Genomic DNA, 26,197 nt, shown 5'->3' on the forward strand with positions numbered 1-26,197 from the left:
CGGACTGCGCGCTGAGGCGAATCGATGGATATCTTTGGCATCAAGGCACTTCTGATCTGCGCCCTGATCTTCATTCCGTTTGAACATCTGTTTGCCGAGCGGCCGCAGAAGATCTTTCGCAAGGGCTTCGCTGTCGATCTGATTTATCTGCTGTTCAACGGCTTCATCATAAAGCTGGCCATCGTCATGATGGCGGCAGGCGCGCTCGGTGCCGCTGCACTCCTGGTCCCGCAAGCGATAACGCATGCCGTCAGCGGCCAGCCCGTCTGGCTGCAGGTTGCCGAAATCATCGTGATCACCGATGTCGGCGTCTACTGGACACATCGGGCCTTTCACAAAATCCCGGCGCTTTGGAAGTTCCATGCCGTTCACCACGGCATTGAGGAACTCGACTGGCTCGGGGCCTTCCACAATCATCCCGTCGACGCCATCGTCACAAAGGCAATATCGCTGACGCCGATCTTTTTCCTCGGCTTCTCGGAAGCGTCGATCGCCGTCTTTTCGACTCTCTACCTTGGACATACGCTGCTTGTGCATTCAAACGTGCGGATTCCGTTCGGCCCCTTGAGGTGGCTGATCGCCAGCCCGCAGTTCCATCGCTGGCACCATGCCAACCAGCGCGAAGCCTATGACAAGAACTTCGCCGGGCAGTTGCCTTTCCTCGACGTGCTGTTCGGCACCTACAATCCCACCGGTGACAAGGTGCCGGAGAAGTACGGCGTCGACGATCCGATCCCTTCCACCTATTTCGGCCAGATCGGCTATCCGCTCCTGCGCCGCAGGAAGCTGCCGAACCGGGCGGTGCCGAACGCCGAAACCTGACGGCTGGCCCGGCGTTGCGGTATCCACACCGGTCCCCTTTCGAGCCGCAGGACGCCGAACCACCGGAAGGCTTTTCGCCTCGAATCGGCTAAACCTTGCGCCATGAACGAGACCTCACTCTATGCGCCGGTGAAGCGGTTCCTCGAAAGCCTCGACTTTGTCGTCAAAGGCGAGATCGACGGCTGCGATGTTGTTGCGTTGCGCGAGGGGGAGCCGCCGGTTGTCGTCATCTGCGAGTTGAAGCTGCAGTTCAATCTCGAACTGGTGCTGCAAGGTGTCGATCGTGCGGCGGCCTGCGACGAGGTGTGGCTGGCCGCGCGCATGTCGGCTCGCGGCAAGGGACGCGAAAGCGATGCCAGGTTCCGCAATCTCTGCCGCCGGCTTGGCTTCGGCTTGCTTGGCGTGACCGCGACGGACCGGGTCGAGGTGCTTCTCAGCCCGATCGCGCTGGCGCCGCGCAAGAATGCCCGCCGGCGCTCCCGCCTGGTCGACGAGCACCAGCGCCGTCGCGGCGATCCCGTTGCCGGAGGAGGATCGCGCAATCCGATCATGACCGCCTATCGCCAAAGCGCCCTCGCCTGCGCTGCCGCCATGGTGGATGGCCCCAGGCGGCTGCGAGATCTGAAGGCGGTGACGCCGATCGCGCCCAAGATCCTGCAGCACAATGTCTATGGCTGGTTCGCGCGCGTCGACCGCGGCCTGTACGATCTTACCGATGCCGGCCGTGCCTCTTTGGTCCGTTGGCCGCAGGCATCGCACGACGAATCCCGACACGCAATTTTGAACGCAGCAGCCATATGATTGAAGATTCCCGCAGCGTCCGAGGCGGTCCGCTCGGTTGATTTCTCCGACAAAATATGTTGCTTGTCCCGCCCATGAAGAAGCTCTGCATGACCGCCTTGGCGTCAGTGACACTGAGTTTTCCAGCCAGCGCAATGGACAATGCATTGCGCGCCGGACTGATGAAACTCGATCCCCAAACTCGCCTTGAACAGCGTTGCGACGCCGAAGTGCTCGACCGCATCACCCATGACGATCGCAAGTTCAAAGCCGATCGCGTCGTCGCCTACGCCTTTGCCACGCCCGAGATGGGCGCCGATGCCATCAAGAGCCCGGGTGCTGCGTTTCGCAGCAAGGGGCAGTGGTATAGGCTGAAATTCAAGTGCCAGACCGGGCCGGACCATATGGAAGTCTTGCAACTCCGCTACCGGATCGGCGACGAGATTCCGGAAGCCGACTGGGCAAAGTATAATCTCTACGATTGATTGGCGATCGGCCATGGTTTTGCCTGGCTGTCGGCGAGTGCCGCGAGCATTGGATCTGGCTTGACGTAACGATGCTTCGGTGATGGCGCCACGCGTGATCCCTTGACGCCAAGGGACCACCAAGTTAGGGCCTCTGGGTAATCGACGAACACTCGGCAAAATCAGCAAGGGCTTCCGGTCGATGGACATTTTTTTCAGCGCTGCCAGCCTGACCGCCCTGCTCCAGGTCATCGCCATCGACCTCGTGCTGGCCGGCGACAATGCGATCGTCATCGGCCTTGCCGCTGCCGGCCTGCCGGCTGACCAACGCAAGAAGGCGATCCTCATCGGCGTGATTGCGGCAACGGTGCTGCGCATCGGTTTTGCCGCAATTACCGTCAAGCTGCTGGCGATCGTCGGCCTGCTGCTGGCCGGCGGCATCCTGCTGCTGTGGGTCTGCTGGAAAATGTACCGCGAGCTGCGCACGTCACATGCCGATGAGCTGGAAGCGACCGAGGCGCTGTCGAATTCGGACCTCAACAGTGACCAGGCAGTCGCCGGCAAGTCGAAGCGCAAGACCCTTGGCCAGGCTGCCTTGCAGATTGTCGTCGCCGATGTGTCGATGTCGCTCGACAACGTGCTGGCGGTGGCTGGAGCGGCGCGTGATCATTTTCCGGTGCTGGTCATCGGCCTTGTGCTGTCGATCGCGCTCATGGGGCTGGCTGCGACCTTCATTGCCAAGCTGCTGCATCGCCACCGCTGGATCGCCTATGTCGGCCTGCTGATCATACTCTATGTCGCGCTGGACATGGTCTATCGTGGCGCGGTGGAGGTCTGGCCACATGTGAACAACGTGGTCGGCTGAAGCTGGCGGACATCCGCGTCTTCACTCCGTCGAAGCAAGACCGCCGTGCGTTTTGCCGCATCGCGGGCCTGCCCATACCAATGCCGCAATAAGTGTGGTACTGCGCCGGCAATCCTGAAAAGCCCGGAAACCCTCTATGTCCGCTCCCCGCGTGAGTTTTGTCAGTCTTGGATGCCCGAAGGCCCTCGTGGATTCGGAGCGCATCATCACGCGCCTGCGCGCCGAAGGTTACGAAATCGCGCGCAAGCATGACGGCGCCGACCTCGTCGTCGTCAACACCTGCGGTTTTCTCGATTCCGCCCGCGACGAGTCGCTCAACGCCATCGGCTCCGCGCTTTCGGAAAACGGCCGAGTGATCGTCACCGGTTGCCTGGGCGCCGAGCCGGACGTCATTCGCGAAAAGCACCCCAACGTGCTGGCGATCACCGGGCCGCAGGCCTATGAGAGCGTGATGGCCGCGGTGCATGAGGCCGCACCGCCGTCGCACGATCCCTATATCGATCTCCTGCCGCCGCAGGGTGTCAAGCTGACGCCGCGTCACTACGCCTATCTCAAGATTTCCGAAGGCTGCAACAACCGCTGCACCTTCTGCATCATTCCCGCACTGCGTGGCGACCTCGTCTCGCGGCCGGCGGCAGATGTGCTGCGTGAGGCTGAGAAACTGGCCAAGGCTGGCGTCAAGGAACTTCTGGTCATCTCACAGGACACCAGCGCCTACGGCATCGACATCAAGTACCAGACGTCGATGTTCGGCGACCGTGAAGTGCGCGCAAAATTCCTCGATCTTTCGGAGGAACTGGGCAAGCTCGGCATCTGGGTGCGCATGCACTATGTCTACCCCTACCCGCATGTCGCCGACGTCATCCCGCTGATGGCGGAGGGCAAGATCCTCCCTTACCTGGATATCCCGTTCCAGCATGCCTCGCCGCAGGTGCTGAAAAACATGCGACGGCCCGCGCATGGCGAAAAGACGCTCGAGCGCATTCGCGGCTGGCGCGAGGTCTGTCCGGATCTGGCCATCCGCTCGACCTTCATCGTCGGCTTCCCCGGCGAGACGGATGACGATTTCGAGATGCTGCTCGACTGGCTCGATGAAGCCAAGATCGACCGCGCCGGCTGCTTCAAATACGAGCCGGTCCGCGGCGCCCGCTCCAACGATCTCGGTCTCGAACAGGTCCCGCAGGAAATCAAGGAGGCGCGCTGGCACCGCTTCATGCAGCGTCAGCAGAAGATTTCGGCGACACAGCTGGCCAGAAAAGTCGGCAAGCGCCTCCCGGTGCTGATCGACGAGGCGCATGGCACATCGGCAAAGGGCCGCACCAAATACGACGCGCCCGAGATCGATGGCTCGGTGCACATCCAGTCGCGTCGTCCGCTGCGCCAAGGCGATATCGTCACCGTCAAGATCGACCGTGCCGACGCCTATGACCTCTATGGTTCGGCGGTCTGACGCCTCGTTCCGCCGTAAATTTACTACATCTGGCGATAATCTAGGCCTCTTAACCCGCTCAGCCGCGATCCGCTCTATGGTTTGCTGACCGTAGATGCGGGAAATGCGGATGAACACCAGACCTGCGGAACAAAATTACATTGCGACGCTGGACCTGCTCAGGCTGGTCGCGGCGATGGCTGTCGTGTTCTTCCATTATTTCTTTCGCGGCGCGGCTGCCGAGGGCATTCTGGCTGAGGGTTATCCGCTTGCGGCACCGTTCGCCCTCTACGGCTATCTCGGCGTCAATCTGTTCTTCCTGATCAGCGGTTTCGTCATTGCCTGGTCGGCGGAAAACCGCAGTTGGGACCAGTTTGCGGTCGCGCGGTTCGTTCGCCTCTATCCGGGCTTCCTGCTCTGCATGACGATCACCTTCGCGATTGTCTTCCTTGCCGGGTCGCCGCTGCTTTCGGCCTCTTTCGTTCAGTATGCCGCCAATCTGTCGATGTTGGCGCCGGCGTTCGGCCAGCCCTTCATGGACGGCGTCTACTGGTCGATCGTTCTTGAGCTGGTGTTCTACGGCTGGGTGACGCTGGCGCTGCTCACCGGGCTGTTTCAGAGACGCAAGCTGGAGCTGATCTTGATCTGGCTGGCGATCTCGGCCTTGAACGAGTTCTTCATCGGCAGCGGTGCCGCCAGGCTGCTGTTCATCACCGAGTTTGGACCGTTCTTCGCCGCCGGCGTGCTGGTCCACCACCTGCATGCGCATGGCCGTTCACTGCCTGCAATGCTGCTGCTTGCCGCCGCGTTCCTGATCTCCTGCGGCACGCTGTCGGTGACGCAGCACTGGATGCTTGGCCACTACGGCATTGCCGTTTCGTCGGCCAATCTGGTCATCGCCGACGTCGTCATGCACGCGGCCTTGATCGGTGCGGTGCTGCTGCGCGGCCGTATCAGGGCATCGGGGCTCACTCTGGCGCTGGGCGGGCTGACCTATCCGCTCTATTTGCTGCACCAGGACATCGGCTATCTCGTCATCAATGCGGCGACGCCCCTTATCGGCAAATGGTTTGCCGCCTTTGGCTGCGGCGCACTTATGCTTTTCGTTTCGTGGGCAATCTGGCGCGCCTGCGAACGACCCGCACAGCGGTTGCTGAGGATTTGGCTCGGCCGCGCGGTCGATGCTGGCCTGGCGCGATTTCGTCGCGTCTCAGCCGGAGCGCAGCCCGCCGAATGAAAAAGGGCGCCTCGCGGCGCCCTCCTCATTTCGATCTCTTGTGCTGCTTACTGCGGCAGCTTGTCGTCGACACCCTTCACATAAAAATTCATGCCGAGCAGCGTGCCGTCATCGGCGACTTCGCCATCCTTCAGCCACGGCGTGCCGTCTTGCTTGGCGATCGGCCCGGTGAAGGGGTTCCAGCCGCCGGCGATCTTCTTCTCGGTGGCCTCCGCCATCGCCTTCACGTCGTCGGGCATGTTGGTGTAGGGGGCGAGCTTGACCGCGCCGTCCTTGATGCCAAGCCAGACATTGTCCGGCTTCCAGGTGCCGTCGAGGGCTGCCTGGACCCGGCTGATGTAATAGGGACCCCATTCGTCGGTGAGCGAGGTCAGCTGCGCGTTCGGCGCGAACTTGATCATGTCGGAGGACTGGCCGAAGCCGTGCAGCTTGCGCTCCTCGGCCACCTGCAGGGCAGCGGTCGAATCGGTGTGCTGGACGATAATGTCGGCACCCTGGTCGAACAGCGCCTTGGCGGCGTCGGCTTCCTTGCCCGGATCGAACCAGGAATTCACCCAGACGATCTTGGCCTTGAAGTTCGGGTTGATCGACTGCGCGCCGAGCATGAAGGAGTTGATGCCCATCACCACTTCCGGGATCGGGAAGGAAACGATGTAGCCGGCAACGCCTGCCTTCGATTCCTTGGCGGCGATCTGGCCGAGCACATAACGGCCTTCATAGAAACGCGCATTGTAGATGCCGAGATTGTCAGATGTCTTGTAGCCGGTGGCGTGCTCGAACATCACCTTCGGGAATTTCTTGGCGACCTTCACTTCCGGGTCCATGAAGCCGAAGGAGGTGCCGAAAATGATCTTGCAGCCTTCGCGTGCCAGGCGCTCGAAAGCGCGGTCGGCGTCGGGGCCTTCCGAGACGTTTTCAAGATAGGCGGTTTCGACCTTGTCGCCGAGCGCCTTCTCCACTTCGAGACGGCCCTGGTCGTGCTGGTAGGAATAGCCGAAATCGCCGATCGGGCCGGTGTAGACCCAGCAGGCCTTCAGCTTGTCCGCGGCCTCGGCCGTCGCTGCCAGCGACATGGCGGCGGTCGTGGTCATCAGGGCAATAAGCAGTTTTTTCATCGTGTTACCTCTCTGAGTTAGCCTTGGAGCTTCCCGTTTGTTTTTGTTGTCAACGATCCGGAACGAATGGCTGCCCCAAGGAAGCCGGCGTGTTCATCATCGTCAGACGCTTGTTGCGCGAGATTAGAACGAGAACCACGACGGTTGCCAGATAGGGCAGTGAAGAAAGGAACTGTGAGGGCACTGGAATGCCAAAAGCCTGTGCATGAAGCTGGCCGATCCACACCGCGCCGAAGATGTAGGCGCCGGCCAGCACCCGCCATGGCCGCCAGGAGGCGAACACCACCAGCGCCAGCGCGATCCAGCCGCGGCCCGCGCTCATGTTCTCCACCCATTGCGGCGTGTAGACCAGCGAGAGATGGCCGCCGGCGAGACCGGCACAGGCGCCGCCGAAGATGACCGCGAGGTAGCGATAGCGGATGACCTTGATGCCAAGCGCATGCGCCGAGGTGTGGCTGTCGCCGATCGAACGCAGCGTCAGCCCGGTGCGGGTCTTGAACAGGAACCACATGACGGCGGCGGTCAGCGCGATCGAGATGTAGAAGATCGGATCCTGGCCAAACAGCAGCCTGCCGACCACAGGGATTTCCGTCAAGCCGGGAATGTCGAGGTTGGGCAGCCTTTCGCCGGGCTGGCCGACGAAGCTGGTGCCCATCATGCCGGACAGGCCAAGGCCGAGCAGCGTCAGCGACAGGCCGGTCGCCACCTGATTGGTGGCCAGCGACAGCGTCATGACGGCAAACAGCAGCGAGAACATCGCGCCCATGGCAATGGCCGCCAAAAGGCCGATCCAGGGCGATCCGGTGAGATAGGTTGCGCCGAAGCCGCCGACGGCGCCCATGATCATCATGCCTTCGACGCCGAGATTGAGTACGCCGGAGCGCTCGACCACCAGCTCACCGATTGCCGCGATCAGCAGCGGCGTTGCCGCGGTGGCGATGGTCAGAAGGATGTTTACGGTGATGTCCATCAACGGGCTTCCTTCAGCTTCGGTGCGGCTTCGAGTTTGGCCACGCCTTCCGGTTTGGTCAGCGCCAGGCCGACCAGGCGTATGCGGTAATGGATGAGCGTGTCGCAGCCGAGCACGAAGAACAAAAGCATGCCCTGGAACACCCGCGCCACCTTGTCGGAGATGCCGAGCGCGCTCTGCACCGCTTCGCCGCCGAGATAGGTCAGTGCCAGCACCAGTCCGGCGGCAACGATGCCAAGCGGGTTGAGACGGCCGAGGAACGCCACGATGATGGCGGTGAAGCCGTAGCCCGGCGAGATGACGGGCTGCAGCTGACCGATGGCGCCGGAGACCTCAGAGATGCCGGCAAGTCCCGCCAGCGCGCCCGACAGCAGGAAGGCAAAGAACACCATCCGGTTGAGGCCGAAGCCGGCGAAGCGTCCTGCCCGCGGGCTCGAGCCCAGCACGCGCACCTCGAAACCTTTCAGCATGCGGCTCATCAGGATCCAGACCAGCACCGCGGCGACCAGCGCGAAGACAAAACCCCAGTTTGCCCGTCCGGCATCCGGCATCAGTTCCGGCAACACGGCCGAATCGTTGAACTGGATGGTCTGCGGGAAGCCATGGCCCTGCGGATCGCGCCACGGTCCGCGCACCAGCCAGTCGAGGAAGAGTTGCGCGACATAGACCAGCATCAGGCTGGTCAGGATCTCGTTGGTGCCGAAGCGCGTCTTGAGCAGAGCCGGGATCGCCGCATAGGCCGCACCTCCGACCATGCCGAGCAACAGCATCAACGGCAGCACCAGCGGGCCTTCGAACTGCGGAAACAGTACTGGAAGCATCGAGCCAACGATGCCGCCGAGGATGAACTGGCCTTCGGCGCCGATGTTCCAGATGTTGGCCTTGTAGCAAACCGACAGGCCGACGGCGATCAGGATGAGCGGCGCGGCCTTGATCGCCAGCTCATGCAACTGCCAGATTTGGCTGATCGGCTCGATGAAATAGATGTTGAACGCAGTCAGCGGATTGACGCCGAGCAGCGCGAACATGACGGCCCCGGCAATGATGGTCAGCGCGAAGGCGATGAACGGCGACAGGGCCGAAAACAGCATGGAACGCTGCGGGCGTTTGACGAGTTCGAGGCGCATCATGCCGTCTCCAACGTGTGTTCGGCGTGACCGGGTTCGGCGCCACCCATCAGCAAGCCGACCTTCTCGAAGGTCGCCTCGGCGATCGGTATCGGCTTCGACAACTCGCCATTGTGCATGACGGCGATCGCATCCGAGATCTCGAACAGCTCGTCGAGATCCTGGCTGATCACCAGCACCGCCGATCCGCTGCGCGACAACTCGATCAAGGCCTGGCGGATGTGGGCGGCAGCGCCCGCATCGACCCCCCAGGTCGGCTGGTTCACCACCATGACGCTTGGCCGGCGGTCGAGTTCGCGGCCGACGATGAATTTCTGCAGATTGCCGCCCGAAAGAGCCGCGGCCTCCGGATCCGGCGCGCTCTTGCGCACGTCCATCGCCTCGATGATGCGTTGGGACGCGGCCTGGATGGCGGCGCTCTTGACCATTCCGCCGGAACCGACGAACGCCTTGCCGTCGGTGGCATGGCGCGACAGCAGCAGGTTTTCGGAAAGCTTCATGCGCGGTGCGGCACCGTGGCCGAGGCGCTCCTCCGGCACGAAGGCAGCGCCCAGCAGGCGCCGTCCGGTGATGGTGAGGCTTCCCGAATCCTTGCCGCGAATGCGCACCGAGGCGGCATCCTGCTGCAGCACTTCGCCTGAAACGGATTCGAAGAACTCGCCCTGACCATTGCCGGCGACGCCGGCGATGCCGATCACCTCCCCGGCGCGGACGTTCAGGTTGATGCCCTTGAGCGGGATCGAGAACGGCGTTGCCGGTTGGCGGCTGAGATTGCGGATTTCGAGCAGCGGCTGCGCCTTGTCGATGCCCTCGACCGGCGCGCGCACCACGGCCTGCACCTCGTTGCCGACCATCATTCGCGCCAGCGAAGAGGCTGTTTCCTCACGCGGATTGCAATGGCCGACCACCTTGCCGTGGCGCAGCACGGTGGCGCGGTCGCAGATGCGTTTGACCTCTTCGAGCCGGTGCGAGATGTAGAGGATGGATTTGCCTTCCGAGCGCAGGCGCTCCAGCGTCTCGAACAGCTTGTCGGCTTCCTGCGGCGTCAACACCGAGGTCGGTTCGTCCAGGATGATGAGCTGCGGCGTCTGCAGCAGGCAGCGGATGATTTCGATGCGCTGGCGCTCGCCCACCGACAGGTCGCCGACCAGCGATTCAGGATCGAGCGGCAGGCCATAGCTGAAGGAAAGCGCCCTCGCCTTCGCAGCGATGCTGCTGATCGGCGAGCCGTCGTCCAGCGACAGCGCGATGTTTTCGGCCGCGGTCAGCGCCTCGAACAGCGAAAAATGCTGGAACACCATGCCGATGCCGAGCTTTTTCGCGACGCCCGGGCTGGAAATCCTGACGGCCTGACCGTTCCAGAAGATCTCGCCGGCATTGGGCTCCAGCGAGCCGAAAAGCATCTTGACCAGCGTCGACTTGCCGGCGCCGTTTTCGCCGAGCAAGGCGTGGATCTCACCCCTGGCAATGTCGAGATCGATATGATCGCACGCCGTCAGCGTGCCGAATATCTTGGTGAGGCCACGCACCTCAAGCAGGTTCGTGCCGTCCTGATTTGCACTCACAGTGCCTCCCATCTGGTTAGCCAGACATGTTCTGTGTTCCCGCAGGCATGGTAGGCGCGGCCGGCTCTCATCGGAAAGCGGCACACGTCTTGAAAGAGCTTCAAGAATTTCAGCGGAAATTCAAGGGATAGCAAGGCAGAACGAACTAAGGGATGAGAATGGTCGTCCCTGTGGTCCTGCGGCCCTCGAGGTCGGAATGCGCCTTGCCGGCGTCCTTCAGCGCGTAGCGCTGGTTGATCTGGATCTCGACCGCGCCGCTGAGCACGACCTCGAACAGGGCGGCAGCAGAAGCGTCGAGGTCCTCGCGTTTTGCGTTGTAGACGAACAGTGTCGGCCTTGTTGCGAACAACGAGCCCTTCTGTGCCAGCAACGACATGCTGAACGGCGGTATAGGTCCCGAGGACTGGCCAAAGCTGACGAACATGCCGAGCGGCCGCAGGCAGTCGAGCGAAGCCGGAAACGTGTCGTTGCCGACCGAATCGTAGACGACATCGCATTTTTTGCCGCCGGTGATGGCGGCGACGCCGGCGACGAAATCCTGTTCCTTGTAGTTGATGACGTGATCGAAACCATGCGCCCTGGCGAGCTCGATCTTGTCGGACGAGCTGGCGGTGCCGATGACGGTGGCGCCGAGATGTTTTGCCCATTGGCCGAGGATCAGGCCGACGCCGCCTGCAGCGGCATGGAACAGGATCGTGTCGCCGGCCTTCACCTTGAACGTCCGCCGCAGCAGATATTCCGCGGTCATGCCCTTCAGCATCATCGCTGCGGCCTGTTCGTCGCTGATGCCATCCGGAACCTTGACCACGCGGCTGGCATCGATGACGCGTTCTTGCGCGTAAGCCCCCGTCGTCACGGCATAGGCGATGCGATCGCCCGGATTCAGCCAGTCGACGCCATGGCCGACCTCCAGCACCACGCCGGCGGCTTCGCTGCCTGGCACGAGCGGGAAGCCGCCGGGTGGCGGATAGAGACCGGAGCGATGGTAGACATCGATGAAATTGAGGCCGATCGCGGTGTGCCGGACCAGGATCTGCCCGGATCCCGGCTGGCCGGGATCAGCGTCCTCATAGGTCAGAACTTCCGGGCCGCCATTGGCATGAATGCGGATCGCTTTGGACATTGCTAGGCTTCCTGTGGGCTAGGCTTGTGGGGCCAGGCTCCCTGTGGGAGTGGCCGATCAGGCCTTTTTGGCACCGAGATTGGGAAAGAACTGCATGATGCCACCGATGCAGGCAAGATAAAGCCCGGTGATGGTGATGCCGATCTTGGTGAAGGTGCTGACCTGCTCGCCCAGCACGCCGATCTGATCGTAGAAGGCGGCGAGCGCCGCTTGGGCCAGGGCAAGCGCGCCGAAAGCGCACCACAACAGGGTCATCCCAAGGTTGATGCGCCGCAGCCGCACCACCCGCACCGGGTGGATGAAGTTGATCGGCACGAAAGTCAGGACGCCGGCCACCACCACCACCGCGAACGAAACCCATTGTCCGGGCTCGATGACGAACAGGGTGAACACCACCATGTTCCAGACCACCGGGAATCCCTTGAAGAAATTCTCCTTCGTCTTCATGCCGGTGTCGGCATAGTAGATGGCGCTGGAAACGACGATGATCGCCGCCGACAGGAATGACAGGCCCTCGCCCATGAAGCCGCGCTGATAGAGCGCGAAGGCCGGGATCAGCACGTAGGTCACGTAGTCGATGATGTTGTCGAGCAGTTCGCCCGACCATGTCGGCAGGATCTCCTTGACCTCGAGTTTTCTGGCGATCGGCCCATCGATGCCGTCGACGAACAGGGCCAGCCCGAGCCACCAGAACATTGCGGTCCAGCGCTCTTCACTTGCCGCCACGAGCGACAGGAAGGCCAGGAACGACCCCGAGGCGGTCAAAAGGTGGACGGAGAACGCCCTCGCCTGCGGCCAGGTGACCTTCTTCTTCGGGCGCGGAATCCGGTCCGTGATCTTTTTGGCGGCTTTTCGTGCTGCCAAATTCCTGGCCGTTGTGTTCTTGCTCACGGGCCCCGCCAATCCAGCTTGCAGATTTCGGCCGAACGGCCGGCGAAATTCCAATTGCGGCCAAAAGCCCGCATCTTGCTCTTGTCGGACCTGGCCACGATGATCTCGGGCGCGATCCAGTATTCCGAATTGCTGATCACCGTATCCTTGTCACGGTCCTTGCCTTGGATGGGTGTGACCGCTCCGTCGATAATCCTGGGTATCTGGAAGATACGCGTTTTGTCACGCGTCTCATAGGTGATCGGCACCTGCTCGACACCGAGGAATTTGCCGACGAGGATTGAGAGCAGCGATGTGGTTCCACCTGCCTTGCCCGTGAAGATCTTTGTCAGCGCCTTGACCGCATAGACAGAGGCGCGGCTGTCGATGAACAGGCCCGCGGTCCAGTTGCCGCGGCTCATATAGCCTGGGATTTCCATGATCAGCCCAAGATTGAGCCCGGACAGATCGACCTCACCGAAATGGCCGGCATCGATGCGAAACCCGGCCCATGTCTGGCAATAGCCTTCGGTCGGCGGATGATTGCCAAGCGAGAGCACGCAAGGGCAAAAAACCGTGCAATTGCAGGAGAGTACGAGCTCTCCCTTCATCGCCCAGCTCTGGTCTGCCATCGATTTTCCCCCACTCACAGCGAGACTACTAGCAGCGCGGCTGCCCAGACAAGCAGTATCGCACCGGCCAGCCGGGTTGGAACCCTGCTGGCCGTTTGTTTTTCGATCAGGGTGAACAGGCTGATCAACGCCATCCAGAAAACGTTCATGACGCCAACGGCGAACATCACCAGCATCAAGGCCCAGCAGCAGCCCAGACACCACAGACCTTGCGCGACACCGAGCCGAAAGATGTTAAGGGGCCTTGCGCTCCAGCTCGCGAAAAGGATCGAGAACGGGTTCTTGCATTTCTTAAGGCAAGCTTCCTTCAGGCCGCTGAACTGGTAGAGGCCGGCAATCAGCAGAGCGAGCGCACCGGCAATGCCGATGACCGGATCGAGCATCCCGGCTGACGAAGCGAATGCATGGACGGCCAAGGTCAGCGCCGCGAACGCAATTGAAGCGGCGAGCCAGACGCTGAGATAGCCGGCGACCAGCAGCAGCGGGTGAACGACCGGTTCGCCCTTGATGCGTGCCGTGTCAGCGATCTCGCAATAGGTGCGTATCATCGGCGCCGCCGAAGGCAGCATCGTCGCGATCGCCATCAGGAACCACATCGAAACGAGCGCGCCGGCCCGCAAGCCGAGACCTGCGTCCAAAGGCACCGGTGAGAGGCACAGCACAAAGAACCGTTCCAGGAAATAGGGCAGCGGCAGTTGCGGCAGGCTGCGAAGGATCGTGTCGCCAGGGGCGCCGACGCCCGCAATCCCTGTTTCAGCCCCGCGGATTGCCATCGCCGCAAGAGACAGCCATGCAAGCAGGATGCAAGCGCCGACAACGACGTTTACCGTGACCCGGGGATTGCGCGCGATGCCGGCCATGGCGCGGCCGGCGCGGTCGAGATGGCTGAAGTCGTCCTGCTGGCCGGTCATGACATCCGAATGGGCCGAATCGCCGCGTTGATCAAGCGGCATGATCTGACCTATATGCTGATCGAACGGCAGGTCGGGTGGACCGCCTCGCATTGCAAGCCGGAAGCCGATCTTGGAGCATCAGCAAACTGCGCGGATACTGGTTGCCGGCACGGGGCCGGCAGGGCTGATCGCGGCACTGGGTTTTGCCGCCGAAGGTTTCCTGGTGACACTGGTCGGGCCGGAGGCCACCGCCCCCGATGGTCGCACAACGGCCCTGATGAACCCTGCCTTGAAAGTGCTCGACCGGCTCGGCGTGCTCGAAGCCGTCATATCCAAGGCGGCGCCTTTGAAGGTGATGCGCATCGTCGACGCCACCAGCCGGCTGATCCGCAGCCCGGTCGTCACCTTCCGCGCCAGCGAGATCGACGAGGATGAATTCGGGCTGAACCTTCCCAACAGCGTCCTCACCCCGGCACTCGCCAGCGCCGTTGCCGCGCACGCCGGCATCGACTGGCTGAGGTCGATGGTGGCGAACTGGCATCTCGATGCCGAGCATGTTCGTGCCGGCCTCGCCGACGGCAGCTCGGTTGACGCATCGCTGGCGGTCGCCGCTGACGGACGCTTGTCACCGGCGCGCCAGGCGGCCGGCATCTCGACCTCGGCCCGGTCCTACCCGCAGGCAGCTCTCGTCCTCAATTTCGGCCATAGCGGCGACCACGCCTTCACCTCGACGGAATTCCACACCGAGACCGGTCCGTTCACGCAGGTCCCGCTGCCCGGCAATCGCTCCAGCCTGGTCTGGGTGGTCAAGCCCGAGACCGCGACCGAGCTCGCCGCGCTGGACGATGCGACACTTTCTCAGCGGGTCGAACAGCAGATGCAGTCGATGCTGGGCCGGGTGGCTGTCGAGCCGGGCCGGCAGATCTACCCGCTATCGGCGGTGACGCCGCTGCGTTTCGCAAGGGATCGGGTGGCGCTGGTCGGCGAAGCCGCCCATGTGTTTCCGCCGATCGGTGCGCAAGGCCTCAACCTCGGCATCAGAGACGTCGACGATCTAATTGGAATCGCTTGTGAAAATCGATCCGATCCGGGCGCAGCCAAGGCGCTTGCAGCCTACGATTTCAAGCGCCGCCCCGACATTCTGGCGCGCAGCAGCGCGGTCAACCTGCTCAACATGTCGCTGCTTTCCGACATGCTGCCGGCGCAGATGGCCCGCGTTGCCGGGCTCGGCGTGCTCGGAGGCTTCGCGCCGCTTCGGGCTTTTTTCATGCGCGAGGGGCTTCGTCCCGGCAGCGGTTTTGCCGCGCTTGCCGGCGGGTTAGGGAAACAGGTCCGGCGCTAGGATATTGTGCCGGATCAGGTAGAGCAGCCCGGTAACGGTCACGACCGACAGGCAGGTTGTGATCAGCACACTGGCCGACGCTCGCTGTACCCAGACGCCATACTGCTGGGCGATGACGAAGACGTTCGTGGCGGTCGGCAATGCGGCCAGAAGCACCGCCGAGAAGACCCATGTCTCAGAGAAATTGCCGATCCAGCTCAGCACGACATAACAGAGCAACGGGTGCAGGATCAACTTCAGCGCCGCGATCGGAACCATCTCATGCGGGACGCGATTGAGTGGCCTGAGCGCCAGCGTGACGCCCATGGCAAACAGCGCGCAAGGTGCGGCCGCACGGGAAAGATATTCTAGAAATCGCTCCACCGGCACGGGCGGTCGAAAGCCGATATAGGCGGCGCCGACACCCAGGGCGGTTGCGATGATGAACGGGTGCAGCACGATCTTGCGCACCACACCCAGCGCAAGCCGGAGAGGAGTGGTCTTCTCGTCGCCCGACAGCGCCATCATCATGGGCGCGATGGCGAAATGCATGATGTTCTCGAAACAGAAGATCAAGGCGACCGGCACAGCCGCCTCCTCGCCGAAGGCCAGCAATGCCAGGCCCGGTCCCATATAGCCGATATTGCCATAGGCGGCCGCGAGCGCCTTGATTGTCGATTGCGCTATCTCGCCGCGCGAGGTCAGGACCGACCCCATGAACATCAAGGAAAATATCATGAAGGTCGAGACGACCGAGCCGAAGATGAAGCGCCATTCCGTCAGGTCTTCGAACGGCGTCTTGGCAAGCAGTTGGAAGAAAAGTGCCGGCAGCGCGACATAGACGATGAACGTGTTCATCCAGCCGAGCGCCTCCAGCGGCTGCCTGGTGATGCGCGCCACCAGAAACCCGACAAAAATCAAGCCGAAGAACGGAAGAACAAGACCGATGACGTCAGACATTTTTATGCTGGTCCGAAACCCTGGCGCCGGGCTAGCCCGTTGCTTAATAGGGCGTCAAGCGCCTCGGGATTGAATTGATGCGCGGTCTGCGCCAAATAAGCTCAAGGAATTCAGTGGTGAGTACGATGAAAACAGCCAAATTCGCAATCGGACAGGTGGTTCGCCACCGGCTGTTTCCATTCAGGGGCATCATTTTCGATGTCGATCCGCAATTCGCCAACACCGACGAATGGTACGAAGCCATCCCCGCCGACGTGCGGCCGCGCAAGGATCAGCCTTTCTATCATCTGCTCGCCGAGAATTCGGAGACCGAATACATCGCCTACGTCTCCGAGCAGAATCTGCTTGAGGATCAGTCGGGCGAGCCGGTCCGGCATCCGCAGATCAAAGAGATGTTCGACAAGAGGCCGGACGGCGGCTACCAGCCGAAACGGCAGTCCACGCATTAGCCTACTGGAAGACAATCACAAAAAAAGCGGGGCATGAACCCCGCTTTTTTGTTGGCTCGGCGATATCGGCCGATCAGTTGGCGGTCTTCGCCTTGTCCTGCTCTTCCTTGAGCTTCTTGGCGAAATCCTGGTTGTTCTTGGCGACGAAGTCCTGAAGCTTCTTCTGCCTGTCCTCGATGTCCGACTGCTGCAGCGCCGGGCCGTCATAGGCGCCGCTGAAGCCCTGCAGGGCGATCTTGATCGGATTGGGCTGGTTCTGGAAATTGACGGAAGTCAGCGTGATCGCCTGGCCTTTCTTGAATGCCGCGACGAGCTGATCGGTCAGCGGCACTTCGGCCACGCAACGATCCGGGAAGCAGATCACATAGTCGAGCTTCTGCGCCTTGCCGGTGTCGATCTGCAGGCCGATGCCGGGAGGCACCAGACGGCCGGTCGGAACCGTCACCTGGAACACCTTGCGGTTCACCTTGCCCTTGAGCTCGATCAGGCTGACGCCGGTGACCAGCTGGCCATTGCCGGCAGTGGTGATGTTCTGGACGTTGCAGATGTCGACGTCTTCCTGCTTGGTGCAGGCCTTGAACCAGCCTTGCGGAATCTGCTGCTGCTGCTGTGCGGAAGCGGCGGGAAGCCCTGCGCCGAGAAAGCCGACCACGCCAGCGGCCATGACCGACAGGCGGTACGCGTTGCTGTTCAGGCTCGTCATGTCGTGCACTTCCTCTCAAATGATCCCGGGACCGGCTTCTTCGTGCCGTGTGGTCCAGCTACCTGTTGCCGAAATGAGGCAACAGAATGACTTCGGAGGGCGTGTTACACTGCAAGCGAGGCCGAATCCAGCCCGGCGCCTGCGATTCTTGGCCGTGCGATTTGGGCCGTGCGATTTGGGCTGATGTATCTGGCCGGAGCGCGGTGGCGCCATGCTAGGGTGCAGTCCGAATCATCAAGCCGCCCAGTAAGGAGACGGTCATGGGCCGCGTTCTTGTTTGGCTGATCACCGCGATATCGTTTCTCGCCCTTTCGCATCAGCCGGCCGCCTCGGAGCCGAAGCACGCCATCGCCATGCAGGGCGAGCCGGCGCTGCCGCCCGACTATACGCATTTCAACTACGTCAATCCCGACGCGCCGAAGGGTGGCTCGATCACCTATTGCGTCGTCGGCAGCTTCGACAATCTCAACCCTTTCATCCTCAAGAGCCTGCGCACCACGGCGCGCGGCATGATGGATACGATCTTCGGCAATCTGGTCTTCGAGCCGTTGATGCAGCGCAATGCCGACGAGGCTTTCACGCTCTACGGTTTGTTGGCCGACAGCGCCGACATGGATCCGGAGCGCAAGAGCATCGAGTTCCATCTCAATCCGAGGGCCAAATGGTCGGACGGTCAGCCGGTGATGCCGGAGGACGTGCTGTTCAGTTATGATGTCTACACCGACAAAGGCCGCCCGCCTTACAGCGACCGCATGGCCAGGGTCGCCAAGCTCGAAAAGACCGGCGACCACAGCGTGCGCTTCACCTTCAACGACAAGGCCGATCGCGAATTCCCGCTGATCATCGCGCTGACCCCGATCATCCCGAAGCACGCCTTCGACAAGGAGACTTTCGACAGGACGACGCTCAAGCCGGTGATCGGCAGCGGTCCGTATACGATCGCGCAGGTGCAGCCAGGCCAGCGCATCGTCTTCAAGCGCAACCCGGACTATTGGGGCAAGGATGTCCCCGCCAAGCGCGGTTTCGACAATTACGACCAGATCACCATCGAGTATTTCCTCAACGCCAACGCCAAGCTCGAAGCGTTCAAGAAAGGCCTCTGCGCCATCGATGACGACAGCGATCCGGTGAAGCGCGAGCGCGATCTCGATTTTCCGGCCTTCCACAAGGGCGACGTGATCGCCGAAACCTTCGACACCGGCATTCCGCCGGTGGTGACCGGTTTCCTGTTCAACACGCGGTTGCCGAAATTCGCCAACCCGGTCGTGCGGCGCGCGCTCGGCATGCTCTACGACTTCGAATGGGCCAACAAGAACCTGTTCGGCGGCAAATACACGCGCACGATGAGTTACTGGCAGAATTCCGAGCTTTCCGCGCTCGGCCATCCGGCCGACGACAGGGAGAAAGCGCTTCTGGCGCCCTACCCCGGCCGCGTGCCGGCCGATGTCATGGACGGCACATGGCGGCCGCCGGTGACCGACGGATCGGGCCAGGATCGGCGCGTCTTGAAGGCAGCTTTCGATCTTTTGAAAAGTGTCGGCTACCACGTGCAGAATGGAACGATGCTCGATCCCGAAGGCAAACCCTTCGGCTTTGAGATCCTGACCGCTTCGCAGGACGAGGAGCGCCTTGCCGGCATCTATCAGCGCACGCTGGAGAAGATCGGCATCAATCTCACCATTCGCAGCCTCGACGGCGATCAGATCCAGTCGCGCAAGCAGCGCTTCGATTTCGAGGTCTTGGTCGGATCGAGCGGCTTCAACAATTCGTTGTCACCCGGCATCGAGCAGAGCGGGCGCTGGAGTTCGACTGCCGCCCGGACGGAAGGCTCGTTCAATCTCGCCGGCGTCGCCGACCCGGCTGTGGACGCGGCAATCGAGGCGATGCTGCGCGCCCGTTCCAAGGAGGATTATGTTGCCGCCGTTCGCGTTCTCGACCGGCTGCTGATCTCCGGCAACTACATGGTGCCGATGCAGTACAACACGCAGCAATGGATCGCCTACTGGAACTACCTGGAACATCCGCAAAAGACGCCCATATTCGGGTATCAACTGCCAACATGGTGGCGCAAACCCAACTGAGGGATCAGGAGATCGAGATGAGCGAATTGAACGCCATCACCGTCGATGTGGTGTCCGATGTCGTCTGCCCCTGGTGCTTCATCGGCCAGAAGCGGCTCGACAGGGCAATCGCCGCCGTCGGCGATGTCGACGTGCATGTCCGCTGGCGGCCGTTCCAGCTCGATCCGACCATTCCGCCTGAAGGCAAGGACCGGCGCGAATACATGCTGGCAAAATTCGGCAGCGACGAGCGTATCCGCGAGATTCACGACCGCATCGAGCCGCTGGGCGAAGCGGAAGACATTTCCTTTGCCTTCGACGCCATCAAAGTGGCGCCGAATACGCTGGATGCGCACCGGCTGATCCGCTGGGCAGGGGCCGCCGGCGAAGCCATTCAGAACAGGCTTGTACGGCGGCTGTTCCAGCTGAATTTCGAGGAAGGCGCCAACATTGGCGATCATGCCGTGCTGGTCGAGGCGGCGCGCGAGGCCGGCATGGATGCGTCCGTGGTCGCCTCGCTTTTGCCGACCGAGGCCGATGTCGAGGCGGTGCGCACCGAGATCGCCACCGCGTCGCGCATGGGCATTTCTGGCGTGCCGTGCTTCCTGCTCGAGGACAAATACGCCGTCATGGGCGCGCAGGATGCCGATACGCTGGCCGATGCCATTCGCCAGGTGGCGGCCGCCAAGGCGCGCGGCGAACTGGACAAGGCCGGCTGAGGCCGGCCGGCCTCTCCTCTCCGCGACAGCGGCAGACGTTACTTCGCCGTCGCCTTGGCCTTGCTGATGAAAAATCCATGGCCGTTCGTGGCCGTGCAGGTCAGTCCCTTGGTTGACGACTGGCACGAGAACGGCCCGGCGCTCCAGCTGTTGCCGTAGCCAAGCTTGTTGACATCGCTGCAGCAGCCCTGCTCGCCTGGGTTCTTGATCAGCGTTGCTGGCCCCTTCGGACCCAGGATAATCGTAAGGTAGCTCGGCTCGACGCGCGAGCAGCTCAGCTCCGGGCCGCCATCCCTCGGCTTATAGGTGCCGGTGCCGCCTTTGGGCGTGTAGATGCAGCCGATGTTGCCGGACGGCGTGTTTAACTCGATCTGGCCCTCGGCGCTGGCCGGAATGCTTTGCTCGCCGGCATGCGCCAAAGGTACAAAGGCAAAGAGGGACAGGATTGCGGCCGTGCGTGCAAGCATTGGGAGCTTCCTCGTTGAAGAACCGGACATGCATGAGTGTCGCCGATGCCGGGCAAGGTTCAATCCCAGGCGGATGAATTGTCAAACGCAGTCCCTCAGCCGATCCGACAAGACGGAACGCGCCGCTCGATCGATTCTCCCGTCAATTCCTGCCCCCGGCAGGGACGACCACGGCAATCCTGGCGTGTCACGAGCCGCAGATTTTCGAGCTCTTTGAGCCGTCCACAGTAAGAAAACCGGTCGCTCAATATGATTTCGAGTTCACGAAACCGTGTGAAAGCCTTCCCTAGGGGAAGCCGTGCCAACGCCACGCCTCGATATATCAAGCACATGAAATTAAAAGCAATATCCGGATTTTTGTCGACTGTTGTCGCTATATTTCAGCATGTAATCTGTTGCCTCACGGCAACGGCTGCCGGGGCAATCCGGTCGGCCCGGTTTTAAATTAATGGAAAATGATCAATTGGTGTTACCATCCGTAACAAAAGAAAAAAGGTTTGGGCGGGATAGTGATTCGGGTCGGTAGACCATCGCAAGAGTCAGTACCGGAAAAAACACCTCGCGATGCCGCAGGGCGATCGCTTCTGACGCCGGTGTCGTCGATGCGCAGCTTCTGGGGCCTGATGCGGGCCTACTGGGTTTCCGACCGCTGGAAGGAAGCCTGGACGCTGACGCTGGTGATCGCGCTGCTCACGGCGTTGTCCAGCAAGGCCGGTGTCTGGTTCGCCGAAGCCTCGGGCGAACTGGTCAATTCCATCGCCTTCTTCCATGACGCCGCCAACACCACGCCGCTTCGCTCGCTTTTGGTCAATGCCGGCGTCCTCGTGCTGCTGGTCGTACTCAAGGACGCTGGCTTCACCGGCATCCGCAACCTTGTCTCGGCGACGTTGCACCGCAAATGGCGCGGTTGGCTGGACAGCCGCTTCAATGAAGCGCTGCTGGACGGCAATCATACGCATTTCCATGCCCAGCACGCGTCGACCGGCAGCGGCGCACCGGCCCCCGACAACATCGACCAGCGCGTCCAGGAATCCATCAAGGACATGACCGGTGGCGCCATCGGTCTCGCCATGGGCGTGCTTGGCGTTGCCACATCGCTCTATTTCGTCGGCCAGAAGCTGCTCGAAAACTCCGTCGAGGTGAAGGGGCTGGAATTTCTCGGCAGCTATGGCAGCGCCATCCTCGCCTTCCTGGCCGTCGCCACCTACGTGCCGCTGAACACTTGGATCGCGGTCAAGCTCGGCGGCCTGCTCGAGCGCCTCAACGTCAGGATGCAGCAGGCCGAGGGCAGCTATCGCGGCGAGCTGACGACATTCCTGCGCCGCTCCTTCCATGTCGCGGCGTCTCAGGGCGAAGGCGTGCAAAGGACCATGCATGGCCGGCTTTATGTCGACATCGACGGCACCTGGACGCGGCTGAACATCGTCAACACCGTCTACATGTCGTTCGAGCTGATCTACAATTTCATCGGTGCCCGCATTGTCGCCTACGGACCGGGCCTGGTGCCGTTCATCCACAACGGTCTCGACCTCAAGGGCTACATAACCGGCTCCGAACTGGTCAATTCGCTGATCGGCCAGTGTTCGTGGTTCATCCACGTCATGCCCGCCATCGCCACGTTGCGCGCCAACAGCCAGCGTGTCACCGAGCTGGCCAATGCGATCGAGAATGTCCAGCATCCGCAGGAATTCTACAGCCAGACCGGCCGCTCCGACTTCCACTATGCCAGCCAGAACCCGGTTTTCGGCCTGACCATCCAGAAGCTCGAACTGGCGCATCAGGGCGAGGACGCGACGCCCTTTCTCAGCGCCGCCAATCTGCGCTTCCGGCGCGGCGAATGGACTTTCCTGAAAGGCGAGTCCGGTTGCGGCAAAACCTCGCTGATCAAGGCGATCAACGGCCTGTGGCCCTATGGCCGCGGCACCATCGTCTTCCCCGAAGGCGTCAAGAGTTTCTATGCCGCCCAGGAGGTCAAGCTGCAGCCTGTGTCGCTGAAACAGTTGGTCTGCCTGCCCGGCTCCGAGCACGACCATGGCGATGCGCAGGTGGCGTCGGCGCTGCACAAGGCGGGGCTCGGCGACTTCATCGAGCACATGGCCGACGAAAGCCGCGAAGGCAAAAGCTGGGACCAGGTGCTGTCGGGCGGCCAGAAACAGAAGCTGGTGGTGGCTCGCATCGTGCTGCAGCAGCCGGGATTGCTGTTCCTCGACGAGGCGACCGGCGCGCTCGACCCCGATGGCAAGGTCGCCTTCCACCAGGCCATCAAGGACAACTGCCCCGATGTCACGGTGATCAGCGTCATGCACGAGGCGGTGGCGCCGAGATCGATGACGGGCAGCGAGTTCTATCACAGCATCGTCGCGATCGCCGACGGCGTCGCCACCAAGAAGCCGCTGGTTCCGACCCTCCCCGCCGAACTCACCACCATTCTGGTGCAGCCAAGGCCGGCCCCAAGGCCGGTCGAGGACAAGTGGCTGCGCTTCTCGCGCCGGCTGAAGCAGAAATAACGGTTATTCCGCCCTGGTCTGCCTGGTCGAACGGCGGCCGGTGATCACAGTCTCGCGATCTCGGCTGCTCGTCGGCATTTTCCCTCCTCACCGCGATTGACACGGCAAGGCGCGCTCCTATGTTGCGCCCGCTTGCAGACAATCAAACGCGAACCCGCAAGCGGAAAGGTCACCGCGCCATGCCTGGCGACAGTCACAGTCGAACGCAACAGCCGTCCGCCCTGACGTGACCTCACATGGTTCATGTCCTGCCGGACGGCAAGGAGTGAGCCATGAACGAATTTACCACGGTGGCAAGCGACGAGGCCGTCGCGATTGCCCGTATCCTAGCCAACGATCACGTCGGCGACATTGTCGAGGCCCTGAACAGGGAGCCTCGAGAGACCGCGACGGAACTGCTCTGTGAAGTGACGTTCGAACGTCTGGTCGAGATCTTCGATCAGCCGGAACTCGACGGCGCGTCGGAACTCATGGAGGCGCTGCCGCGCGCCAAGGCGGGCAAGCTGCTCACCGCCATGTCGGTCGACCGGGCAGCCGACATTCTGCGCGAGCTCGACGAGCCGGCGCGTTCCGAGCTGCTCGGCGGACTTGCGCCGCCGCTGCGCGCAACGCTGCTCTCCATCCTCGGCTATCCCGAAGGCAGTGCCGCATCGATCATGACGACGGAGTTCGTCAGCGTGCCCTCGGACTGGAGCGTCGGGCAAACGCTCGACTACATCCGCAAGGTGGAGCGGACGCGCGAGACCGTCTATGCGATCTATATCGTCGATCCGCAAACGCACCTGCTTGTGCGCTCGACGGGCCTGCGCCGGCTGATCACCGGTGAGCCGGACGATTCGATCATGACGGTGGCGCCGGATCATCTTCCGGTGACGGTCGGCCCGCTGACCGATCGCGAAACGCTGGCGCAGACGATCTCCAAATACGATCTGCTCGCGGTTCCGGTCGTCGACCATGGCAAGATCCTCGGCATCGTCACCATCGACGACATCATCGACACGATGATCGCGGAGACGACCGAGGATGTGCACCGTTTCGGCGGCATGGAGGCGCTGGACGAGCCGTACATGAAGATGAGCTTCCTCGCCATGATCAGGAAACGCGGCGGCTGGCTGTGCGCGCTGTTCATCTCGGAGATGCTGACGGCCAACGCCATGCAGAGCTATGAGGGCGAGCTGGAGAAGGCGATCGTGCTGACGCTGTTCATCCCGCTGATCATGAGCTCCGGCGGCAATTCCGGCTCGCAGGCGACCTCGCTGGTCATCCGCGCGCTGGCGTTGCGCGAGATCGGTCTTGGCGACTGGTGGCGGGTGGCGCTGCGCGAGCTGCCCACCGGCCTGGTGCTGGGCGCCATGCTCGGCGTGGTCGGCGTCTGCCGCATCGCGCTCTGGCAGTATATGGGCTTCTACGACTATGGCCCGCACTGGCCGCTGATCGCCACCACGGTGGGTGCTGCACTGGTCGGCATCGTCACCTTCGGTTCGCTGTCGGGGTCGATGCTGCCGTTCGCCTTGAAGCGCATCGGCTTCGATCCGGCCAGCGCATCGGCGCCGTTCGTTGCCACGCTGGTCGATGTCACCGGGCTGGTGATCTATTTCTCGGTGGCGCTGGTGATCCTGCGCGGCACGCTGCTGTAGCAACCATCTCCGCCGTGGCATGTCCTTGCCGCGGCGGAGTTCCTCAACCCGGCTTTGCCGTCAATCGACCCGCTCGCCGTCCTTCACGCGATAGGTCGGCTTGTACATGGTGACCAGTTCTTCCGCCGCTGTCGGATGCACGGCCATCGTACGGTCGAAATCGCCCTTGGTCAGGCCGGCCTTCAGCGGGATGCCGAGAAGCTGCGCCATCTCGCCGGCGTCCGGCCCCAATATGTGGGCGCCAAGCACTTTCTTCGACGCGCCATCGACCACCAGCTTTATCAGCATCTTCTCGTCGCGCCCGGACAGGGTGTGCCGCATCGGCCGGAATGTGGCGCGGTAGATCTCGATGTCGGGGAAGCGCTTGACGGCGTCGTCCTCCGACAGGCCGACAGTGCCGATCTCGGGCTGTGAAAAGACGGCGGTCGCGATCGTCTCGTGATCGGGAGCGGTCGGATTTCCCTTGAAGGCGGTTTCGATGAAGCACATCGCCTCATGGATCGCCACCGGCGTCAGCTGCACGCGGTTGGTGACGTCGCCGATTGCCCAGATGTTGTCGACATTGGTGCGGGAATATTGGTCGACGGCGATGGCGCCGGTCTTGGTCATCTCCAGTCCGATGCCTTCCAGGCCCATATTCTCGGTGTTGGGAATGCGGCCGATGGCCAGCATCACCTGGTCGACGGTCAGCACCTCGCCACCGCTGACCAGCGCGTCGAGCCGGCCGTCCGGCCGCTTGCGGATCCATTCGGACACGGAATGGCAGAGGATCCTTATCCCCTTCTTTTCCATGGTTTCGTGCAGCATGCGCCGCAGGTCCATGTCGAACCGGCTGAGGATCTCCTTGCCGCGATAGACCAGCGTGGTGTCGACGCCGAGACCGTGAAAAATGTTGGCGAACTCGACGGCGATGTAACCGCCGCCCTCGATCATGATCGCCCTGGGCAATTCCTTGAGGTCGAAAGCCTCGTTGGAAAAGATGCAATGTTCGTGGCCGGGCAGCGCCGGATGCGCCGCCGGGCGGCCGCCGGTGGCAATCAGGATCTGGTCTGCTGTGACGGTGCGATCCTCACCCAGGAGATGCACGACATGCGGATCGACGATCATGGCGCGCGAGTGGAAGGTCTCGCCGCCGGCGCCCTCGACGTTCCTGACGTAGATCGCCTCCAGCCGGCTGATCTCGCGATCCTTGTTGGCGACCAGCGTCTGCCAGTCGAAACTGGCTTCCGGCACCGTCCAGCCATAGCCGGCGGCGTCGGCGAAGTGCTCGGGAAATTGCGAGGCATAGACGTAGAGCTTTTTCGGTACGCAGCCGCGGATGACGCAGGTGCCGCCATAGCGGTATTCCTCGGCGATGCCGACACGCTTGCCGAGAGCCGCGGCGACGCGGGCCGCCCTCACCCCGCCCGAGCCGCCGCCGATGACGAAAAGATCGTAGTCGTAACCGGCCATGACGCGGCTCCCAGGCTTCAGAAATGTGTC

24 protein-coding genes are annotated in these 26,197 nt (G+C 62.2%); 12 read left to right on the forward strand and 12 right to left on the reverse strand.

The genetic code is table 11. The annotated features are described in order from the left end of the window. Window positions 1–24 precede the first annotated feature (24 nt). From MESCI_RS19375 to MESCI_RS19400, 6 genes are all read left to right on the forward strand, one after another. On the forward strand, window positions 25–822 hold the full coding sequence (locus tag MESCI_RS19375) for a sterol desaturase family protein (RefSeq protein WP_013531641.1): 798 nt from the start codon (window positions 25–27) through the stop codon (window positions 820–822). Window positions 823–924: 102 nt separating this feature from the next. Next, complete coding sequence (locus MESCI_RS19380; protein ID WP_013531642.1) at window positions 925–1,623, forward strand: DUF2161 domain-containing phosphodiesterase; 699 nt, start codon at window positions 925–927, stop codon at window positions 1,621–1,623. A 56-nt stretch (window positions 1,624–1,679) separates the two neighbouring features. Continuing rightward, window positions 1,680–2,087: a DUF930 domain-containing protein gene (locus tag MESCI_RS19385; protein WP_032808257.1), complete on the forward strand. Its 408-nt coding sequence runs from the start codon at window positions 1,680–1,682 to the stop codon at window positions 2,085–2,087. 181 nt (window positions 2,088–2,268) lie between these two features. Beyond that, window positions 2,269–2,931 (forward strand): TerC family protein, encoded by a 663-nt coding sequence (locus tag MESCI_RS19390; RefSeq protein WP_013531644.1) that lies wholly within the window; start codon window positions 2,269–2,271, stop codon window positions 2,929–2,931. A gap of 136 nt (window positions 2,932–3,067) precedes the next feature. Further along, window positions 3,068–4,381 carry a 30S ribosomal protein S12 methylthiotransferase RimO gene (gene rimO / locus MESCI_RS19395; protein ID WP_013531645.1) on the forward strand — a complete coding sequence of 438 codons (1,314 nt, stop codon included), beginning with the start codon at window positions 3,068–3,070 and terminating at the stop codon, window positions 4,379–4,381. A gap of 109 nt (window positions 4,382–4,490) precedes the next feature. Beyond that, complete coding sequence (locus MESCI_RS19400; protein WP_013531646.1) at window positions 4,491–5,597, forward strand: acyltransferase family protein; 1,107 nt, start codon at window positions 4,491–4,493, stop codon at window positions 5,595–5,597. A gap of 47 nt (window positions 5,598–5,644) precedes the next feature. Here the strand turns inward: MESCI_RS19400 and MESCI_RS19405 are convergent, their stop codons facing one another. From MESCI_RS19405 to MESCI_RS19440, 8 genes are all read right to left on the reverse strand, one after another. Then, entirely contained in the window at window positions 5,645–6,712 is a 1,068-nt protein-coding gene (locus MESCI_RS19405) for a BMP family ABC transporter substrate-binding protein (protein ID WP_013531647.1), read from the reverse strand. A 49-nt stretch (window positions 6,713–6,761) separates the two neighbouring features. Then, the gene (locus MESCI_RS19410) at window positions 6,762–7,682 is read right to left on the reverse strand and encodes an ABC transporter permease (RefSeq protein ID WP_013531648.1); all 921 of its coding nucleotides are present in this window, start codon (window positions 7,680–7,682) and stop codon (window positions 6,762–6,764) included. Continuing rightward, window positions 7,682–8,812, reverse strand: a complete 1,131-nt coding sequence (locus MESCI_RS19415; protein WP_013531649.1) for an ABC transporter permease — start codon at window positions 8,810–8,812, stop codon at window positions 7,682–7,684. Before MESCI_RS19415 ends, MESCI_RS19410 begins: the two co-directional genes overlap by 1 nt. Continuing rightward, window positions 8,809–10,386, reverse strand: coding sequence for an ABC transporter ATP-binding protein (locus MESCI_RS19420; RefSeq protein WP_164919942.1), 1,578 nt, complete (start codon window positions 10,384–10,386; stop codon window positions 8,809–8,811). Before MESCI_RS19420 ends, MESCI_RS19415 begins: the two co-directional genes overlap by 4 nt. A 133-nt stretch (window positions 10,387–10,519) precedes the next feature. Further along, window positions 10,520–11,497, reverse strand: coding sequence for a quinone oxidoreductase family protein (locus MESCI_RS19425; RefSeq protein WP_013531651.1), 978 nt, complete (start codon window positions 11,495–11,497; stop codon window positions 10,520–10,522). Window positions 11,498–11,554: 57 nt separating this feature from the next. Continuing rightward, window positions 11,555–12,361, reverse strand: coding sequence for a phosphatidylcholine synthase (pcsA, locus tag MESCI_RS19430; protein ID WP_024503276.1), 807 nt, complete (start codon window positions 12,359–12,361; stop codon window positions 11,555–11,557). 23 nt (window positions 12,362–12,384) lie between these two features. Continuing rightward, the gene (locus tag MESCI_RS19435) at window positions 12,385–12,999 is read right to left on the reverse strand and encodes a DUF1326 domain-containing protein (protein WP_013531653.1); all 615 of its coding nucleotides are present in this window, start codon (window positions 12,997–12,999) and stop codon (window positions 12,385–12,387) included. A 14-nt stretch (window positions 13,000–13,013) separates the two neighbouring features. Beyond that, on the reverse strand, window positions 13,014–13,952 hold the full coding sequence (locus MESCI_RS19440) for a DUF2182 domain-containing protein (RefSeq protein WP_013531654.1): 939 nt from the start codon (window positions 13,950–13,952) through the stop codon (window positions 13,014–13,016). Window positions 13,953–14,022: 70 nt separating this feature from the next. Between MESCI_RS19440 and MESCI_RS19445 the strand changes: the two genes are divergently transcribed. After that, entirely contained in the window at window positions 14,023–15,234 is a 1,212-nt protein-coding gene (locus MESCI_RS19445; RefSeq protein ID WP_013531655.1) for a UbiH/UbiF family hydroxylase, read from the forward strand. Here MESCI_RS19445 and MESCI_RS19450 read toward each other — a convergent pair. Further along, window positions 15,211–16,173 carry an AEC family transporter gene (locus tag MESCI_RS19450; protein WP_013531656.1) on the reverse strand — a complete coding sequence of 321 codons (963 nt, stop codon included), beginning with the start codon at window positions 16,171–16,173 and terminating at the stop codon, window positions 15,211–15,213. The two genes, MESCI_RS19445 and MESCI_RS19450, sit on opposite strands and share 24 nt — an antisense overlap. A gap of 125 nt (window positions 16,174–16,298) precedes the next feature. On the opposite strand from MESCI_RS19450, the gene hspQ reads away from it, so the two are divergent. Beyond that, window positions 16,299–16,622, forward strand: a complete 324-nt coding sequence (hspQ, locus tag MESCI_RS19455) for a heat shock protein HspQ (protein WP_027161605.1) — start codon at window positions 16,299–16,301, stop codon at window positions 16,620–16,622. Between the two features lie 73 nt (window positions 16,623–16,695). On the opposite strand, the gene MESCI_RS19460 is transcribed toward hspQ, so the two are convergent. Next, window positions 16,696–17,325, reverse strand: coding sequence for an invasion associated locus B family protein (locus MESCI_RS19460; RefSeq protein WP_013531658.1), 630 nt, complete (start codon window positions 17,323–17,325; stop codon window positions 16,696–16,698). Window positions 17,326–17,585: 260 nt separating this feature from the next. Here MESCI_RS19460 and MESCI_RS19465 point away from each other — a divergent pair, with 260 nt between their 5' ends. Beyond that, complete coding sequence (locus MESCI_RS19465; RefSeq protein WP_013531659.1) at window positions 17,586–19,406, forward strand: extracellular solute-binding protein; 1,821 nt, start codon at window positions 17,586–17,588, stop codon at window positions 19,404–19,406. A gap of 17 nt (window positions 19,407–19,423) precedes the next feature. Then, the gene (locus MESCI_RS19470; protein ID WP_013531660.1) at window positions 19,424–20,104 is read left to right on the forward strand and encodes a DsbA family oxidoreductase; all 681 of its coding nucleotides are present in this window, start codon (window positions 19,424–19,426) and stop codon (window positions 20,102–20,104) included. 38 nt (window positions 20,105–20,142) lie between these two features. Here MESCI_RS19470 and MESCI_RS19475 read toward each other — a convergent pair whose 3' ends face one another. Next, window positions 20,143–20,571 carry a hypothetical protein gene (locus tag MESCI_RS19475; RefSeq protein WP_013531661.1) on the reverse strand — a complete coding sequence of 143 codons (429 nt, stop codon included), beginning with the start codon at window positions 20,569–20,571 and terminating at the stop codon, window positions 20,143–20,145. Between the two features lie 602 nt (window positions 20,572–21,173). On the opposite strand from MESCI_RS19475, the gene MESCI_RS19480 reads away from it, so the two are divergent. After that, a complete protein-coding gene (locus MESCI_RS19480) occupies window positions 21,174–23,078 on the forward strand; it encodes an ABC transporter ATP-binding protein/permease (protein WP_164753936.1) in 1,905 nt (634 codons plus the stop codon). 272 nt (window positions 23,079–23,350) lie between these two features. Then, window positions 23,351–24,715, forward strand: coding sequence for a magnesium transporter (mgtE, locus tag MESCI_RS19485; protein WP_013531663.1), 1,365 nt, complete (start codon window positions 23,351–23,353; stop codon window positions 24,713–24,715). 60 nt (window positions 24,716–24,775) lie between these two features. On the opposite strand, the gene gor is transcribed toward mgtE, so the two are convergent. Further along, the gene (gor, locus tag MESCI_RS19490; RefSeq protein WP_013531664.1) at window positions 24,776–26,167 is read right to left on the reverse strand and encodes a glutathione-disulfide reductase; all 1,392 of its coding nucleotides are present in this window, start codon (window positions 26,165–26,167) and stop codon (window positions 24,776–24,778) included. Window positions 26,168–26,197 lie beyond the last annotated feature (30 nt).

It is taken from the genome of Mesorhizobium ciceri biovar biserrulae WSM1271 (genome assembly GCF_000185905.1).
GTDB lineage: Bacteria > Pseudomonadota > Alphaproteobacteria > Rhizobiales > Rhizobiaceae > Mesorhizobium > Mesorhizobium ciceri.